Here is a 16,113-nt window from a genome sequence, read left to right as displayed (position 1 = left end):
ACAAGGTTGCAACCTGTCTAGCATACGGTCCTACCCATACTGGGTTTCGTTCGGACTCAGTAACACCTTTGCCATGCGACAGGAAGCAATCTCTTATGGCCAGCACGACCCTCGGCGTCAAAGTTGATGACGCACTGCGCGACCGCCTCAAGGCCGCCGCGAACAAGCTCAACTGCACGCCTCACTGGCTGCATAAGCAGGCCATTCTTTCTTATCTGGACAAAATCGAGCGGGGCCACCTGCCCGCCGAGATGTCGCATCTGGGCATGGACGCCGGGGCCGACGACGAGTCGGGCGATGCGCCCGCCGCGCCCACCCCACCTTTCTACGAATTTGGCCAGGACGTGCAGCCGCAGTCCGTGCTGCGCGCCGCGATTACCGCCGCGTATCGCCGCCCCGAACCTGAATGCGTGCCGCTGTTGCTGGGTCAGGCCCGTGTGCCCAACCTGGAAAAGGTCCACGCCATGGCGTCCGACCTCGTCAAGAAGCTGCGTGGCAAGCGCAGCGGCGGCGGCGTCGAAGGGCTGATCCAGGAATTTTCCTTGTCCAGCCAGGAAGGCGTGGCGCTGATGTGCCTGGCCGAAGCGCTGCTGCGCATTCCCGACCGCGCCACCCGCGACGCGCTGATCCGCGACAAGGTGGCCCGTGGCGACTGGAAGTCGCACATGGGCGGTTCGCAATCGCTGTTCGTCAACGCCGCTACCTGGGGCCTGATGATCACCGGCAAGCTGGTTGCCGTCAGCAGCGAACAGTCCTTGTCCAAGGCGCTGACGCGCCTGATCGGCAAGGGTGGCGAGCCCCTGGTGCGCAAGGGCGTGAACATGGCCATGCGCATGATGGGCGAACAGTTCGTGTCCGGCCAGACCATCTCCGAAGCGTTGGCCAACAACCGCAAGATGGAAGCGCGCGGCTTCCGCTATTCCTACGACATGCTGGGCGAGGCCGCCACCACGGCCGAAGACGCCGAGCGCTATTACGCGTCGTATGAGCAGGCCATTCACGCCATCGGCAAGGCCGCGGCCGGCCGTGGCATCTACGAAGGCCCGGGCATCTCGATCAAGCTGTCGGCGTTGCATCCGCGCTATTCGCGCAGCCAGCGCGAACGGGTCATTGCCGAACTGCTGCCGCGCGTGAAGGCGCTGACGGCCTTGGCACGCAGCTACGACATCGGCCTGAATATCGACGCCGAAGAAGCCGACCGCCTGGAAATTTCGCTGGACCTGCTGGAAGCGCTTTGCTTCGCGCCGGAACTGGAAGGCTGGAATGGCATTGGCTTTGTCATCCAGGCCTATCAAAAGCGCGCGCCGTTCGTCATTGACTACGTCATCGACCTGGCCCGCCGCAGCCGTCACCGCGTGATGGTGCGCCTGGTCAAGGGCGCGTACTGGGATACCGAGATCAAGCGTGCCCAGGTTGATGGCCTGGAAGGCTATCCCGTCTACACCCGCAAGCTGTACACCGACGTGGCCTACCTGGCGTGCGCGCGCAAGCTGCTGAACGCGCCCGAGGCCGTGTATCCGCAGTTCGCCACGCACAACGCCTATACGCTGGCCGCGATCTATCAATTGGCGGGTCAGAACTACTACCCCGGCCAATATGAATTCCAGTGCTTGCACGGCATGGGCGAACCCTTGTACGACGAAGTGGTCGGCCCGCTGGCCCAGGGCAAGCTGAACCGCCCGTGCCGCATCTACGCGCCGGTCGGCACGCACGAAACGCTGCTGGCGTATCTGGTGCGACGCCTGCTGGAAAACGGCGCCAATACCTCGTTCGTGAACTTGATCGGCGACGACACCATTCCGGTTGAATCGCTGGTGGCCGATCCGGTGGAAGCGGCCTCGCGCATTGTGCCGCTGGGCGCGCCGCACGAAAAGATCCCGCTGCCGCGCGAGCTGTACGGCAATCTGCAACAGGGCGCCCGCGCTAACTCGGCTGGGCTGGACCTGACTAACGAACACCGCCTGGGCTCGTTGTCGGCCGCGCTGTTGGCCAGCGCCGGCACGCCATGGCGCGCTGGCCCGATGTTGGGCGAGGGCGAGCAAGCCTGGGATGCGGCGCGCGCCATTGAAGTGCGCAACCCCGCCAACCTGCGCGATGTGGTGGGCCACGTGATCGAGGCGCAGTCGGAAGAAGCCGACATCGCCTTGCGCGCCGCCGCCAATACCGCACCCATCTGGCAGTCGACGCCGGTGGCGGAGCGGGCGCAATGCCTGCGCCGCGCGGCGCAATTGCTGGAAGAGCAGATGCAGACCCTGTTGGGCCTGATCGTGCGAGAAGCCGGCAAGTCGCTGCCCAACGCCATTGCCGAAGTGCGTGAAGCCGTGGACTTCCTGCGCTACTACGCAGACCAGGCTGAACAGGAGTTCAGCAACGACACGCATCGCCCCTTGGGTACGGTGCTGTGCATCAGCCCCTGGAACTTCCCGCTGGCCATCTTCACCGGTCAGGTCGCGGCCGCGCTGGCTGCCGGTAATACCGTGGTGGCCAAGCCTGCTGAACAAACGCCCTTGATCGCGGCGCAAGCCGTGGCCATCCTGCGCGCGGCCGGCGTGCCTGCCGGCGCCGTGCAACTGCTGCCCGGCCGTGGCGAAACCGTCGGCGCCCAACTGGTGGCCAGCCCCGCCGTGCGCGGCGTGATGTTCACCGGCTCCACCGATGTGGCGCGCATCATCGCACGCACGCTGGCCGACCGCCTGGATGACGACGGCCACACCATTCCGCTGATCGCCGAAACGGGCGGCCAGAACGCGATGGTGGTGGATTCGTCCGCGCTGTCCGAACAAGTGGTGTTCGACGTGTTGAGCTCGGCCTTTGACTCGGCCGGCCAGCGCTGTTCGGCGCTGCGCGTGCTGTGCGTGCAGGAAGACAACGCCGACCACGTGCTGACGATGTTGCGCGGCGCCATGCGCGAATTGGCCGTGGGCAACCCCGACCGCCTCTCGGTGGATGTGGGCCCTGTCATCGATACGGAAGCCCGCAACGGCATCCAGCGCCACATCGAAACGCTGCGCACGGCGGGCCACCGCGTCGATCAGGTTGAACTGAACGGCGAATGCCGTCACGGCACCTTCGTGGCGCCCACCATCATCGAAATCGATCACATCAGCGAACTGACGCGCGAAGTGTTCGGCCCGGTGCTGCACGTGGTGCGCTACAAGCGCGACGAGCTGGATGCGCTGCTGGATGCCATCAATGGCACGGGCTACGGCCTGACCTTCGGCGTGCATACCCGCATCGACGAAACCATTGCGCACGTGACCGGGCAGGTGCATGCCGGCAACGTCTACGTCAATCGCAACATTGTGGGCGCGGTGGTGGGCGTGCAGCCGTTCGGTGGCGAATGCCTGTCGGGCACGGGTCCGAAGGCGGGCGGTCCGTTGTACATGTACCGCTTGTTGGGCACGCGCCCGGCCGGCCTGCCGCCAGCGCTGGACGCCGCCGCGCCGCTGCCGCAACGCATTGCGTTGCCCGGCCCCACGGGCGAAACCAACACCTATATGGTCGAACCGCGCGGCGCCGTGTATTGCGTGGCGGCTACCGAAGCCGGTGCGCGGGCGCAGTGGTCGGTGGCACGCTTGACGGGCAACCATGCCTGGTTCGCGGACACGCCAGCCGCGCAGGCGCTGTTGGCCACGCTGGACGCCGAGCAGCAAGGCCAGGCGGGCATTCTGGCCGACGATGAGGTCGACCAGGCTGACTACCAGGCCGTGCTGTTCGAAGGCGATGGCGACGCGCTGCAAGCGCTAAACCAGCGTATCGCGCAGCGTCCGGGGGCCATCCTGTCGGTGCATGGGCTGACGTCCGACGCGTTGGCGGCAGGAGCCTCCTATGTGCCGGAACGCCTGCTGACCGAACGATCCATCAGCGTCAATACGGCCGCCGCCGGCGGCAACGCCAGCCTTATGACTATCGGTTGACCGAACGGCGAGGGTGACCACAAAGTCACCCTCGATGACTGAGGGTTATCTCCAATATCGGGCAAGGTTGCACTGGAACGAAAATCCGGTCGCACCTCAAGTCTGGATGTCGCAACCCGGCATCCAGGCCTTGCAGAACATGCAGTCGCGGGACCCGGCCACCGCCGGGCCCGTGGTAGTAGAAAAACCAAAAGCCTGGCTAAAAGCTCAGGTATAACAAGGCCTTAAGTACCGCTATCAGTACACGGCCATCCGAGACCCCGGAGGATTCCCCATGAAGTTCCGCACGACTTTGAAGCTACTCGCCGCCAGCATCGCCGCGGTGGGCATGACGGCCGCCGCGTCGGCCGCCGACATCAAACTTGGCTTTGCCGCCCCGCTGACCGGCCCGCAGTCGCACTACGGTGAAGACATGCAGAACGGGCTGAACCTGGCTTTGGAAGAAGCCAATAAGAAGGGCATCAAGGTCGACGGCGAACCCGCCAAGTTCGTGCTGGTGTCGCGCGATGACCAGGCCGATCCGCGCGTGGGCGTGCAGGTGGCGCAGCAATTGGTTGACCAGGAAGTCGTGGGCATTCTGGGCCACTTCAATTCGGGCACCACCATCCCCGCGTCGCGTGTCTACCATGAAGCCGGTCTGCCCCAGATCGCCATGGCCACGTCGCCGGAATACACCAAGCAGGGCTACGAAACCACGTTCCGCATGATGACCAGCGACACCCAGCAGGGTGCGGCGGTCGGCAAGTTCATGGTGCAGAACCTGAAGGCCAAGAAGGTTGCCATCATCGACGACCGCACGGCCTATGGCCAAGGTCTGGCCGACGAAGTGGAAAAGGCCGTGAAGGCCGCGGGCGGCGAGATTGTTCGCCGCGAATACACCACCGACAAGGCCAACGACTTCACCGCCATCCTGACCAACATCAAGGGCGCCGCGCCCGACGCGATTTTCTACGGTGGCCTGGACGCGCAGTCCGGTCCCATGAAGCGCCAGTTGGCCACGCTGGGCCTGAAGGCCCCGCTGGTGTCGGGCGAAATGACGCGCAGCGACACGTTCATCAAGCTGGCGGGCGATGCCGCCGACGGCACGTTCGCGTCCCTGGCCGGCGTGCCGCTGGACAAGATGACGGCGGGCAAGGACTTTGCCCAGCGCTACGAGGCGCGTTTCAAGAAGGCCCCCGGCGTCTATGCGCCGTACGCCTATGACGGCGCCTGGAACATGATCACGGCCATTGAAAAAGCCGGGTCGTCCGACCCCGAGAAGTACCTGCCGGCGCTGGCCAAGCTGAACCGCAAGGGCGCCACCAGCGAGCACATTTCCTATGACGCGAATGGCGATCTCAAGGAAATTTCGGTCACCATCTACGAAGTCAAGAACGGCAAGTGGGAGATGGTTGAAACGATGGTCAGCCAAGCCAACTAAGGCGGGCTGAACCCCGGGCGGGGCCGGCTGCGCCGGTGTCCGCCCACTCTTTGCGCTTGCGCCGCTCGGCGTGGCGCCGTGCCCGCAGCGTCCCGTCCGTCAAGACCAGGGCCGCTGCGTTGCGCGACTTTTTCCAGGCTTATTTCCGCGGCCCCTATGGATATCTTCATTCAACAACTGATTAACGGCGTCACGCTAGGCAGCGTGTACGCCCTGGTCGCCCTTGGCTACACCATGGTGTACGGCATCATCGGGCTGATCAACTTCGCGCATGGCGATGTCGTCATGATCGGCGCCATGGCGGCCACGACGGTCGCCATTTCGCTGGTGGGCGGCGACCCCGGCGTGTCTGCCTTCGTGGTGATAGGCGTGGGCCTGCTGGTGTCTGTGCCGCTGTGCATGGCGGTGGGCTGGACGGCCGAGCGCGTGGCCTACCGGCCGCTGCGCCGTGCACCGCGACTGGCCGCGCTGATCACCGCCATCGGCGTGTCCATCATCCTGCAGAACGTGGCCATGATGGCCTGGGGCCGCAACTACCTGAACTTTCCGCAAGTGCTGTCGCCGCGCGTGTTCGAGTTTGCCGGCGCCCGCATGAGCACGCTGCAGATCGCCATCGTGGTGATTGCGGCGCTGATCATGGGCGGCCTGCTGGCCATCGTGCACAAGACCCGTCTGGGCACGGCCATGCGCGCCACCGCGCAGAACCGGGAAGTGGCGGGGCTGATGGGCGTGAACATCAACACGGTGATTTCGGCGGCATTCCTGATCGGCTCGGCGCTTGCCGCCGTGGCGGGCATGATGGTCGCCACGTATTACGGCGTGTCGCAATACACCATGGGCTTCATGCTGGGCCTGAAGGCCTTTACCGCCGCGGTGCTGGGCGGCATCGGCAGCATGGTGGGCGCCATGGTGGGCGGGCTGCTGCTGGGCGTGATCGAAGCGCTGGGCGCGGGTTATATCGGCGACATCACGGGCGGCTTTCTGGGCAGCCATTATCAGGACGTGTTTGCGTTCTTCGTGCTGGTGCTGGTGCTGATCTTCCGCCCCTCCGGCCTCTTGGGCGAACGTGTGGGAGACCGGGCATGAACGTATCCCTGAAAAACAGCGGGCTGTCGACCCGCAACTTGATCGGCATTGCGCTGATCGGCATCGTGCTGGCGGTGCTGCCCTTTGTGATCGGCATGGCCGGGCAGAGCTGGGTGCGCATCCTGAACTTTGCCCTGCTGTACGTGATGCTGTCGCTGGGCCTGAACATCGTGGTGGGCTTTGCCGGCCTGCTGGATCTGGGCTACATCGCGTTCTACGCCGTGGGCGCGTACACCTGGGCGCTTTTGGCGTCGCCGCATTTCGGGCTGCACCTGCCGTTCTGGGCGATCCTGCCGATTGCGCTGGCCGTGGCCTGCCTGTTTGGCGTGCTGCTGGGGGCGCCAACGTTGAAATTGCGGGGCGATTACCTGGCCATCGTGACCTTGGGTTTCGGGGAGATCATTCGCATCTTCCTGAACAACCTGAATGCCCCGATCAACATTACCAACGGGCCGCAGGGCATCAACCGCATCGATACCTTCAAGGTGGGCGAGTTCTCGTTCGGGCGCACGGAAAGCCTGCTGGGCATGCGCTTCACCGGGCCTGAAAAGTATTACTACCTGCTGCTGGCCATCACGCTGATCATCATCGTGGTGTGCGTGCGCCTGCAGAATTCTCGCATCGGGCGTGCCTGGGAGGCCATCCGCGAAGACGAGATCGCCGCCAAGGCCATGGGCATCAACACCCGCAACATCAAGCTGCTGGCGTTCGCCATGGGCGCGTCTTTCGGCGGCGTGGCGGGCGCGCTGTTTGCATCAATGCAGGGCTTTGTCAGCCCCGAGAGCTTCTCGCTGATGGAGTCGATTTCCATTCTGTGCATGGTGGTGCTGGGCGGCATGGGGCATATCCCCGGAGTGATCCTGGGCGCGCTGATCCTGGCGGCCTTGCCGGAGTTCCTGCGCGCGGTGGTGGAACCCTTCCAGCACATGGTGTTTGGCGCCGTGGTGCTGGACCCCGAAGGCATCCGCATGCTGCTGTTTGGCCTGGCCATGGTGTGCGTCATGCTTTTCCGCCCGGCGGGCTTGTGGCCATCGGCCGTGCGCAAGCGCGAGCTGTCGTCGAAGGCGCAAGGAGGTGCGGCATGAGCAAACTGCTGCAAGCGCAGGGCCTGGGCAAACGCTTTGGCGGCCTGCAAGCCTTGTCGGATGTCAGTTTCGATATTGAACAGGGCGAAATCTATGGCCTGATCGGCCCCAACGGCGCGGGCAAGACCACGCTGTTCAACGTGCTGACCGGCTTGTACATCCCGGAAGACGGCAGTTGCACGTTCAACGGTGCATCCCTGTCCGGCAAGAAGCCGCATGAGGTCGCCTACGCGGGGTTGGCGCGCACGTTCCAGAACATTCGCCTGTTCGCCAATTTGTCCGCCATCGAAAACGTGATGATCGGGCGCCATCTGCGCACCAAGGCTGGCGTCTTGGGCGCGGTGCTGCGCACGCGCGCCACGCGGGCGGAAGAAGCGGCCATCGAGGCGCGGGCGCAGGAACTGCTGGACTACGTGGGCATCGGCCATCGCGCCAATGACGTGGCGCGCTCCTTGCCTTACGGTGATCAGCGCCGCCTGGAAATTGCACGCGCCCTGGCCACGGACCCGAAGCTGCTGGCCTTGGACGAGCCCGCCGCCGGCATGAATGCATCAGAAACGGTGGTGCTGCGCAAGCTGGTCGAAAAGATCCGCGACGATGGCGTCACGGTGCTGCTGATCGAGCACGACATGAAGCTGGTGATGGGCCTGTGCGACCGGGTGCTGGTGCTGGAATACGGCAAGGTGCTGGCCATGGGCAAGCCCGCCCAGGTGCAGCGCGACCCGAAGGTTATCGAAGCGTATCTGGGCGCCGGCGCGGCGCAAGACCCGCTGATTCACAAGGAGAGCCCGGCATCATGACGGCATCCCAACCCTTATTGGAATTGCGCGGCCTGCAAGTGGCGTATGGCGGCATCCGTGCCGTGCGCGGCATCGACCTGCGCGTGGACTCGGGTGAACTCGTGTGCCTGATCGGCGCCAACGGCGCGGGCAAGAGCACGACGCTACGCGCCATTTGCGGCCTGGTGCCGCTGGCGGGCGGTGAAATCGTCTACGGCGGGCAGTCGATCGGTGGCACGAAATCGCATGAACTGGTTCGCCGTGGCCTGGTCATGGTGCCTGAAGGCCGGGGCATTTTTGGCCAACTGACCATCGAAGAGAACCTGGCGATGGGTGCGTACATCCGCCGAGACGCGGCGCAGATTCGGCAGGATACCGACCGGGTATTCACGCTGTTTCCCCGGCTTGCCGAACGCCGCAAACAGGCGGCCGGCACCTTGTCGGGCGGCGAGCAGCAGATGGTGGCGATGGGCCGAGCCATGATCGCGCGCCCCAAGCTGCTCTTGCTTGATGAGCCCTCGATGGGCTTGGCGCCGCTGATGGTCGAAAAGGTGTTCGAGGTGGTGCGCACTATTGCCAGCGAGGGCGTGACGATTTTGCTGATCGAACAGAACGCGCGCCTGGCGCTGGAAAACAGCCATCGGGGCTACGTGATGGAGTCGGGCGAGATCATTCTGTCCGGCCCCGCCAAGCAGATGCTGCATGACCCGAAGGTTCGGGCGGCGTATCTGGGCGAAGTCGAGGAAGCCTCGGCGTAGTCACCTTGTCTGCGCGAGAAATGGGCGTGCGTCTGACAATGTGCGCCTGAAAAGCTAGCAGTTGAAAATGCCCGGCATCCAGATCAGATGCCGGGCATTTTCATGCGCGCAAGGATAGCGTTCAAGCGGGCTGCGGCACCACGCGCTTTTTGCCGATCCGCAAGGCGATGAACGCGGCGATCAGCCCCGTGACGCCGGAGATCACAAAAGCCATCAGGTAGCTGCCTTGCGCTTCGCGGATGGCGCCCGCCATCCAGGCGGCGCTGGCGGCGCCCAACTGGTGGCCCGCGACGATCCAGCCGAACACGATGCCGGCGTCGCGTTCGCCAAAGGCTTCGGTGGTCAGGCGCAGGGTGGGCGGCACGGTGGCGATCCAGTCCAGCCCGAAGAAGATGGCGAAGATCGACAGGCTGTAGAACGAGAAATCGGAGTAGGGCAGGTAGATCAGCGACAGGCCGCGCAAGGCGTAGTAGACGAAGAGCAGCTTGCGCGGGTCGTAGCGGTCGGTCAGCCAGCCGGATGCCGTGGTGCCGACCAGGTCAAAAATACCCATCAACGCCAGCAGCCCCGCGGCTTGCACTTCCAGCATGCCGTGGTCGCCACACAGCGCGATCAGGTGCGTGCCGACCAGGCCATTGGTGGTGAAGCCGCAAATGAAGAACGTGGCGAACAGGAACCAGAAGGTGGGGGTCTTGGACGCGCGTGCCAGGGCGCCGAAGGTGGCGGCCAACATGCCGGTGCGCGGCGCGACGGGGGCGGGCGGGGCGTGTGGGTCGCTGCCGAACGGCACCAGCCCGACGTTGGCCGGGCGGTCGGGCACCAGCCACCAAGCCAGCGGCACCATCGCGGCGGCGGCCGCCGCCACCGTCCAGACCACGCGCGTCCAGTCCCCGGAAGACGCCAAGGTGGCAAGAATGGGCAGGAAGACCAGGGTGCCGCTGGCGGTGCTGGCGGTCAGCAGGCCCATCATCAGGCCGCGATGCTTGGTGAACCAGCGGTTAACGATCGTGGCGCCCAGCACGGACGCGACGGCGCCGGAGCTCAAGCCGGAGAACACGCCCCAACTCATCAGCAGGTGCCAGGGCTCCGTCATGTAGGCGCTGACGGCGCTGGAGGCGGACATCAGGACCAGCGCGGTGATCAGCACGCGGCGCAAGCCAAAGCGTTCCATCGCGGCGGCGGCGAAGGGGCCGACCAGCCCATAAAGGAAGATGCCCGCGGCGGCGGCGAATGAAATCGAACTGCGGCTCCAGCCGAAGGCATCTTCCAGCGGTACCAGCAGTACGCTGGGCGTGGAGCGCAGGCCGGCAGACACGAGCAAGGCCAGGAATATCACCGCCACCACGACAAAAGCGTAGTTTTGCCCGATGTGGCGGAAGGGGATTGGGGGGCGGGCTATACTCATGTTACTTACCGGTACGTATCTGAATTTGCAAGTTTTTGAATGGTACGTACCGGTCAGTAACATCGTCAAGCGCTTTTTGACGCATGTGTTTTTCGCGCAGTTTTCAGGAGTCCAGCATGGCCACCAAGCCCAATCCGGGGTTCGACATCGCGCCCGACATCGCGCCCGATACCGCGGCGCAACCCGCTTCCAAGCCGCTGCTTGCGGCCGACCGCATACGCAAGACGGCGCGCGAAATGTTCTACCGCGACGGCATCCGCGCCGTGGGCGTGGACGCCATCGTCAACCAGGCCGGCGTGACCAAGCCCAGCCTTTACCGCAGTTTTTCGTCCAAGGACGAATTGGCGGCGGCCTATCTGCGCGACTATGACGCCGAATTCTGGGCGCGCTTCAACGCCGCCTGCGACGCGCATCCAGGCGACCCGCGTGCGCAATTGCTTGATTACCTGTCGGGCCTGGGCAAGCGCGCGGTGGTGAACGGCTATCGCGGTTGCGGGCTGACCAACGCCGCGGTCGAATACCCTGAGCCTCAGCATCCGGCCCGTGCGGTTGCCGTAGAGCACAAGCTGGAGCTGCGGCGCCGCTTGAACGAGATGGCGGCGGGCATGGGCGCGCACGACCCCGAGGCTCTGGCCGACGGCTTGCTGCTGTTGATTGAAGGCGCCTTTGTGTCCAGTCAGCTATTTGGCGAGGGTGGCCCGGCCGGACGCGTGGCGGACATGGCCGATAAGCTGATTCAGGCGCATCTTCAGTCGCATCGCCCGGGCTGAACGGGGGGGGCGGCGCTGCACAAGACTAGTGCTTAACGTGGTGCCGCCTGCACCGCTTTGGTGGTGTTTGTCCCCATTGCGCAACGGTTAAAAAAATGCTTGAAGTTTTTATTGCGGCGCAACAAACGCGGATCTAACATGAAGTCGTGTTGTTCCACATCGCGCTTTCTCAAGGAGAGAATCATGAGCGATACCGCGTTGAAAAATGCCCGTATGTCGGATGCGCTGGAGCGGTCCTTGATCCGCGAGGCCGTCAAAGCGGAAACCCTGTCCAGTCCCTTCAACCGTGGCATGTGGTTGCGCCTGAAGCTGCGCGTGTCCTCGTTTGGCGGCGCGGTGGGCGAAGTCCTGCACGACATGGACGTGGGCCGCAAGCAGCATCCGGTCGTCTCCGCCTACCACTAAGGCGCCAGCGCGCCGCCGTCTTGGGCGCGGGCATAACCGGCAAGCCAAAAAAACGTCAGCACGCGCTGACGTTTTTTTTGGCCTAGACCACCATGTCCACCAGCAGGTAGCCGTCCAGAATCACGATGCCCACGGTGGCGCTGACCGCAGCCCAGGCCCAGGCGCCACGCAGCGCGTACTGGCCCATCACCCCCTTGCGGCAGGCCAACACCACCAGCGGGCCCAGCGCGAAGGGCAGGGCCAGGCTCAGGATGACCTGGCTCAGGACGAGCAATTCGTCGGGATCCTTGCCGCCCGTGAAGATCAGCAGGCCGACAGCCGCAGCGCCCGCAATCAAGCGGGTGGCCAGCGCGCGGCGCCGATCCGACCAGTTGCTGCGGATCTGAAACCCCTTGGACAGGATGCGTCCGGCCAGCACGCCCGTGATCGTGGAGCTTTGTCCGGCGGCATACAGCGCCACCGCGAAGACGACCGCGGCGCCGACTCCCAGGTTGTGGCCGATGACGGCGTGCGCGTCATCCAGGCTGGACACGATCAGGCCCGAGCCCGACAGCGATGCCGCCGCCACGATCATGATTGCCGAGTTGATCAGCATGGCCACGCCCAGCGACACGATGGTGTCGTTGCGGGCCACCCGCATCGCCATCCCGCGCGCGGACGAGGGCAGCGCCTGCGCGCGCTCGGCCAGCGAACCGGAATGCAGGTACAGGTTGTGCGGCATCAAGGTGGCGCCCAGGATGCCCAGCGCGATCAGAAAACCCTGGGGATTGCGCAAGGCCTGGCCCGTTTCCGTCACGCCATGCGCCACGGCCGTCCAGGCGGGATTCGCTTTGAACAGCAGGAACACGAACGACGCGGCCACCACGCCCAGCAGCACGGCAATGACCCGTTCATGGCGGTCGGCGTTGCCGCGCGTCAAGGCCAGCACGGCAAACGTGCCCACCCCGGTAACGGCCACGCCCGCGATCAGGGGCAGGTCGAACAACAGCCGCAACGCGATGGCGCCACCGATCAGTTCAGCCAGGGCCGTGGCCAGAATGGCGGCTTCACCCGCCAGCCAGGCGGCCTTGGACCAGCGCGCGGGCAGATGGCGGGCAGTCAGCGTGGCCAGGTCTTGTCCGGTAGCCAGCGCCAGGCGCGACACCAATATCTGGAAACCCAGCGCCAGGAAGGCTGAGGTGATGACGACCATCAACAGGCCGTAGCCGAAGCCGCTGCCGCCCGCGATGTCGGTCGCCCAGTTGCCCGGGTCGATGTAGCCCACGGCCACCAGAATGCCGGAGCCCACCATGCGACGCAGGTTCGCTGAAACCTGGGCGTCTTGGGCCAGGGCGGCTTTGCCCCCTGAAATCGCGTAGATGAAACCGGTCATGCGGCGCTCCTGAGAATGGTTCTCATTTTCTAGAAGCGCCTATCCGCCGTCAAATTGATTTTGGAAAAGCTTGGGATAGGGCGGGCCAATCGGGTGGCAATCTGCGGGGGGCTATTGGGGAGCCCATCGCAGAGGCCAATGGCGCCGGCCTGGGCCAGCCCCATCAGCCGGTCTCGTGCTTAGGACTTGAGCTTTGCTTCCATGGTGATCTTGGCGTTCAGCACCTTGGAAACCGGGCAGCCGGTTTCGGCCTTGCGCGCGGCCTCTTCGAAGGCCTGGGCGGTGGCGCCCGGAATGACGGCTTCCACGCTCAAGTGGACGGCGGTAATGGAAAAGCCATCGTCCACCTTGTCGAGCGTGACTTCGGCCTTGGTATCCAGGCTGGTGGCGACCATGCCGGATTCGGACAGGATGTTCGATAGCGCCATCGTGAAGCAGCCGGCGTGCGCGGCGCCCAACAATTCCTCGGGGTTCGTGCCCGGGGTGTCGCCAAAGCGCGTGTTGAACCCATATGGTTGGGCCTTGAGCGCGCCGCTTTGGGTGGAGATCGTGCCCTTGCCAGTCTTGAGATCGCCCGACCAGGCGGCGGATGCGGTTTTCTTCATAGTGACTCCTTTAAGGGATGGGCGCGTGCGTCGCGGGCGCGCCCGGTGCAAAAAGACGACCGCCGGCAAGGCGGCGTGCCTTGCCGTGCAAGGCATGAACGATGATAAGACGAGGCCGGGGGGCGGGCGCGGAATCCACCGGTGCGCAACGGCAAGCCGATGTAACGGCATCGACTATCTTGGGCCGATCGTCCACGGTACGACGCGGCCCATCAGGCAAAATAGCGGCATCTGTTCAAACCACCCCAAGAGCTGCTGTCATGCCTCGCAATTTTCTTCGCTATGCCTGCGCCGTCGCGCTGGTGCTGCCCACCTTGACGTCCCAAGCCGAAATCGTGATCGGTGTGGACGTGTCCACCACCGGCCCCGCCGCCTCCATTGGCATCCAGACCAACAACGCGATCCGCCTGTGGCCCGACACGCTGGGCGGCGAGCCGGCGCGCTATGTGGTGCTGGACGATGGCACCGACGTCAGCCGCGCGGTGAAGAACCTGCGCAAGCTGACGTCCGAAGACAAGGTCGACGCCATTGTCGGCCCCAACACCACGGCGGCCGCCCTGGCCGCGCTGGACGTGCTGGCCGAAACCAAGACGCCCATGATTGCGCTGGCGGCCTCCAGCGTCATTGTGGAACCTCTGTCCGACCCCAAGCGGGCCTGGGCGTTCAAGATGCCGCAGAACGATTCGCTGATGGCCGCCGTGCTGGTCGAGGACATGAAGAAGAAGGGCCTGAAGAACGTGGCCTTCATCGGGTTCGCGGATTCCTATGGCGACAGTTGGTGGAAGGAGTTCACCGCCGCGGCCGGCAACGACCTGAAGATCTTGGCGCAGGAACGCTTCCAGCGTACCGATGCGTCGGTGGTGGGCCAGGTGCTGAAGGTGATCTCGGCCAAGCCGGACGCCGTGCTTATTGCCGGTGCGGGCACGCCCTCGGCCCTGCCGCAAAAGACCTTGCTGGAACGCGGCTACACCGGCGCCATCTATCAAACCCACGGCATCGGCACCCTGGAATTCCTGCAGGTCGGCGGCCGGGATGTGGAAGGCACGCTGTTCCCGACCGGCCCGGGCGTGGTGGCGCGCGAGCTGCCTGACAGCAACCCGGTGAAGAAGGTGGCCGTGGCGTTTGCCGATAAGTACGAAGGCCAATACGGCGCCAATACGCTGACGCAGTTTGCGGGTGACGCCTATGGCGCCTGGATGCTGCTGGATTCAGCGGTAGGGCGGGCGCTGAAAACAGGCGCCAAACCCGGTACTCCCGAGTTTCGCAGCGCGCTGCGCGATGCCTTGGAAAGCACGCGCGACCTGATCGTCCCCAACGGCGTGCTGAATATTTCGAAGGACAACCATCAAGGGTTTGACGAGCGTGCTCGGGTGATGGGCGTGGTCAAAAACGGCCGCTTTTCGTACGCGCAATAGCGTGGCCATGTTTTTCTACGTTTTGTAACATTTGCTGACGCTCCATAGGGCATCGGCATCCAAAAGCAGGCTTAGGCCTGCTTTTTTACGTCTACATGATTAGTGTAGAAATCATTTAATAGCGTATTATTTTTAGCGAAGCCATGTACCTAGAAATAAATTTAGGAGAAAGAATCCATGACCTTGCTTCAATCCAAACGCGTGCTGTTGGCCCTGGGCCTGGGCGTGTTGGCCGCGTGTTCCGACTCGGGCGGCGACAAGCCCCAGGCCGCCGGCGAGGGGGCGTCCACTTCCGCTACCAGTACGCTGGAAGCCGCCAAGGCGGCGGGCAAAATCCGCATCGGCTACGCCAACGAGGCGCCGTTCGCGTACATGGACAGCAAGGAAGCCAAGGTCACGGGCGAATCCGTGGAAATTGCCCGCGTAGTGCTCAAGCGCATGGGCATCAACGAAGTGGAAGGGGTGCTGACGGAATTCGGCTCGCTGATTCCGGGCTTGGCCGCCAAGCGCTTCGACATCATCGCCGCCGGCATGTATGTCACGCCCGAACGCTGCAAGCAGGTGGCGTTCTCGGACCCGACCTATGGCGTGGGCCAGGCATTCCTGGTGAAGCAGGGCAACCCCAAGAACCTGCACAGCTATGAAAACGTGGCAAAGAACCCCGACGCCAAGCTGGGCGTGGTGGTGGGCGCCATCGAGGGCGAGTACGCCGAAAAAGTGAAAATCCCGTCGGACCAGGTCGTGGTATTCCCGGACGCCGTCAGCGCCTTGTCGGGCGTGCAGGCGGGCCGTGCCGACGCCTACGCCGCCACGGGCTTGACGGTCAACGACCTGATGGGCAAGACACAGGCGGGCAGCGATCTTGAAAAGGCGGACCCGTTTACCGACCCCGTGATTGATGGCAAGGATGTGCGCGGTTACGGCGCCTATGCCTTCCGCACGGAAGACAAGGACTTCGCCGACGCGTTCAACGCCGAACTGACGAAGTTCGTCGGTACGGACGAGCACAAGAAGCTGGTGGCGCCCTTTGGCTTCACGGACGACGAACTGCCCCAGGGTATGACAGCCGCCAAGCTCTGCGCCGCCCAGTAAGGAG

The 16,113-nt window shown here is 64.4% G+C and carries 14 protein-coding genes; 10 read left to right on the top strand and 4 right to left on the bottom strand.

From position 1 onward, the window contains the following. Positions 1-95: 95 nt before the first annotated feature. The 6 genes from putA to ELS24_RS18710 all read left to right on the top strand — a co-directional run bounded on the left by putA (position 96) and on the right by ELS24_RS18710 (position 9,045). Positions 96-3,917 carry a trifunctional transcriptional regulator/proline dehydrogenase/L-glutamate gamma-semialdehyde dehydrogenase gene (gene putA / locus ELS24_RS18735; protein WP_050445210.1) on the top strand — a complete coding sequence of 1,274 codons (3,822 nt, stop codon included), beginning with the start codon at positions 96-98 and terminating at the stop codon, positions 3,915-3,917. Between the two features lie 274 nt (positions 3,918-4,191). Next, the gene (locus ELS24_RS18730; RefSeq protein WP_050445212.1) at positions 4,192-5,337 is read left to right on the top strand and encodes a branched-chain amino acid ABC transporter substrate-binding protein; all 1,146 of its coding nucleotides are present in this window, start codon (positions 4,192-4,194) and stop codon (positions 5,335-5,337) included. Between the two features lie 156 nt (positions 5,338-5,493). Continuing rightward, positions 5,494-6,423, top strand: a complete 930-nt coding sequence (locus ELS24_RS18725) for a branched-chain amino acid ABC transporter permease (protein ID WP_050445214.1) — start codon at positions 5,494-5,496, stop codon at positions 6,421-6,423. Next, on the top strand, positions 6,420-7,508 hold the full coding sequence (locus tag ELS24_RS18720; RefSeq protein ID WP_127185008.1) for an ABC transporter permease subunit: 1,089 nt from the start codon (positions 6,420-6,422) through the stop codon (positions 7,506-7,508). The genes ELS24_RS18725 and ELS24_RS18720 overlap by 4 nt, the downstream gene beginning before the upstream one ends. Further along, complete coding sequence (locus ELS24_RS18715) at positions 7,505-8,308, top strand: ABC transporter ATP-binding protein (RefSeq protein ID WP_050445217.1); 804 nt, start codon at positions 7,505-7,507, stop codon at positions 8,306-8,308. The genes ELS24_RS18720 and ELS24_RS18715 overlap by 4 nt, the downstream gene beginning before the upstream one ends. After that, positions 8,305-9,045 carry an ABC transporter ATP-binding protein gene (locus tag ELS24_RS18710; RefSeq protein ID WP_127185007.1) on the top strand — a complete coding sequence of 247 codons (741 nt, stop codon included), beginning with the start codon at positions 8,305-8,307 and terminating at the stop codon, positions 9,043-9,045. Before ELS24_RS18715 ends, ELS24_RS18710 begins: the two co-directional genes overlap by 4 nt. A 121-nt stretch (positions 9,046-9,166) precedes the next feature. On the opposite strand, the gene ELS24_RS18705 is transcribed toward ELS24_RS18710, so the two are convergent. Beyond that, complete coding sequence (locus ELS24_RS18705) at positions 9,167-10,450, bottom strand: MFS transporter (RefSeq protein ID WP_050445220.1); 1,284 nt, start codon at positions 10,448-10,450, stop codon at positions 9,167-9,169. Positions 10,451-10,566: 116 nt separating this feature from the next. Between ELS24_RS18705 and ELS24_RS18700 the strand changes: the two genes are divergently transcribed. Beyond that, positions 10,567-11,220, top strand: coding sequence for a TetR/AcrR family transcriptional regulator (locus tag ELS24_RS18700; protein WP_428839649.1), 654 nt, complete (start codon positions 10,567-10,569; stop codon positions 11,218-11,220). Positions 11,221-11,252: 32 nt separating this feature from the next. Here the strand turns inward: ELS24_RS18700 and ELS24_RS30955 are convergent, their stop codons facing one another. After that, positions 11,253-11,405 (bottom strand): hypothetical protein, encoded by a 153-nt coding sequence (locus ELS24_RS30955; RefSeq protein WP_164741270.1) that lies wholly within the window; start codon positions 11,403-11,405, stop codon positions 11,253-11,255. Here ELS24_RS30955 and ELS24_RS18695 point away from each other — a divergent pair. Then, positions 11,404-11,625, top strand: a complete 222-nt coding sequence (locus ELS24_RS18695) for an XRE family transcriptional regulator (protein WP_127185006.1) — start codon at positions 11,404-11,406, stop codon at positions 11,623-11,625. The two genes, ELS24_RS30955 and ELS24_RS18695, sit on opposite strands and share 2 nt — an antisense overlap. 82 nt (positions 11,626-11,707) lie before the next feature. On the opposite strand, the gene ELS24_RS18690 is transcribed toward ELS24_RS18695, so the two are convergent. Together ELS24_RS18690 and ELS24_RS18685 are read right to left on the bottom strand one after the other, a co-directional pair. After that, positions 11,708-12,997 carry an Nramp family divalent metal transporter gene (locus ELS24_RS18690; RefSeq protein ID WP_127185005.1) on the bottom strand — a complete coding sequence of 430 codons (1,290 nt, stop codon included), beginning with the start codon at positions 12,995-12,997 and terminating at the stop codon, positions 11,708-11,710. A gap of 179 nt (positions 12,998-13,176) precedes the next feature. Next, entirely contained in the window at positions 13,177-13,602 is a 426-nt protein-coding gene (locus ELS24_RS18685; RefSeq protein ID WP_050445224.1) for an OsmC family protein, read from the bottom strand. Between the two features lie 260 nt (positions 13,603-13,862). Here ELS24_RS18685 and ELS24_RS18680 point away from each other — a divergent pair, with 260 nt between their 5' ends. Both ELS24_RS18680 and ehuB read left to right on the top strand, forming a co-directional pair. Continuing rightward, positions 13,863-15,017, top strand: coding sequence for an ABC transporter substrate-binding protein (locus ELS24_RS18680; RefSeq protein ID WP_127185004.1), 1,155 nt, complete (start codon positions 13,863-13,865; stop codon positions 15,015-15,017). 177 nt (positions 15,018-15,194) lie between these two features. Next, on the top strand, positions 15,195-16,109 hold the full coding sequence (gene ehuB, locus ELS24_RS18675; RefSeq protein ID WP_127185003.1) for an ectoine/hydroxyectoine ABC transporter substrate-binding protein EhuB: 915 nt from the start codon (positions 15,195-15,197) through the stop codon (positions 16,107-16,109). The last annotated feature ends 4 nt before the right edge of the window (positions 16,110-16,113 follow it).

The sequence above is a fragment of the Achromobacter spanius genome (assembly GCF_003994415.1).
Lineage (GTDB): Bacteria > Pseudomonadota > Gammaproteobacteria > Burkholderiales > Burkholderiaceae_B > Achromobacter > Achromobacter spanius_C.
Note: the sequence above shows the minus strand (reverse complement) of the source record. Positions and strands in the feature narration are given on the sequence as shown.

Bases quoted from the DNA above. Each gene is read 5' to 3' on its own strand.
- putA (WP_050445210.1), top strand. From the start codon at position 96: ATGGCCAGCACGACCCTCGGCGTCAAAGTTGATGACGCACTGCGCGAC.
- ELS24_RS18730 (WP_050445212.1), top strand. From the start codon at position 4,192: ATGAAGTTCCGCACGACTTTGAAGCTACTCGCCGCCAGCATCGCCGCG.
- ELS24_RS18725 (WP_050445214.1), top strand. From the start codon at position 5,494: ATGGATATCTTCATTCAACAACTGATTAACGGCGTCACGCTAGGCAGC.
- ELS24_RS18720 (WP_127185008.1), top strand. From the start codon at position 6,420: ATGAACGTATCCCTGAAAAACAGCGGGCTGTCGACCCGCAACTTGATC.
- ELS24_RS18715 (WP_050445217.1), top strand. From the start codon at position 7,505: ATGAGCAAACTGCTGCAAGCGCAGGGCCTGGGCAAACGCTTTGGCGGC.
- ELS24_RS18710 (WP_127185007.1), top strand. From the start codon at position 8,305: ATGACGGCATCCCAACCCTTATTGGAATTGCGCGGCCTGCAAGTGGCG.
- ELS24_RS18705 (WP_050445220.1), bottom strand. From the start codon at position 10,450: ATGAGTATAGCCCGCCCCCCAATCCCCTTCCGCCACATCGGGCAAAAC.
- ELS24_RS18700 (WP_428839649.1), top strand. From the start codon at position 10,567: ATGGCCACCAAGCCCAATCCGGGGTTCGACATCGCGCCCGACATCGCG.
- ELS24_RS18695 (WP_127185006.1), top strand. From the start codon at position 11,404: ATGAGCGATACCGCGTTGAAAAATGCCCGTATGTCGGATGCGCTGGAG.
- ELS24_RS30955 (WP_164741270.1), bottom strand. From the start codon at position 11,405: ATGATTCTCTCCTTGAGAAAGCGCGATGTGGAACAACACGACTTCATG.
- ELS24_RS18690 (WP_127185005.1), bottom strand. From the start codon at position 12,997: ATGACCGGTTTCATCTACGCGATTTCAGGGGGCAAAGCCGCCCTGGCC.
- ELS24_RS18685 (WP_050445224.1), bottom strand. From the start codon at position 13,602: ATGAAGAAAACCGCATCCGCCGCCTGGTCGGGCGATCTCAAGACTGGC.
- ELS24_RS18680 (WP_127185004.1), top strand. From the start codon at position 13,863: ATGCCTCGCAATTTTCTTCGCTATGCCTGCGCCGTCGCGCTGGTGCTG.
- ehuB (WP_127185003.1), top strand. From the start codon at position 15,195: ATGACCTTGCTTCAATCCAAACGCGTGCTGTTGGCCCTGGGCCTGGGC.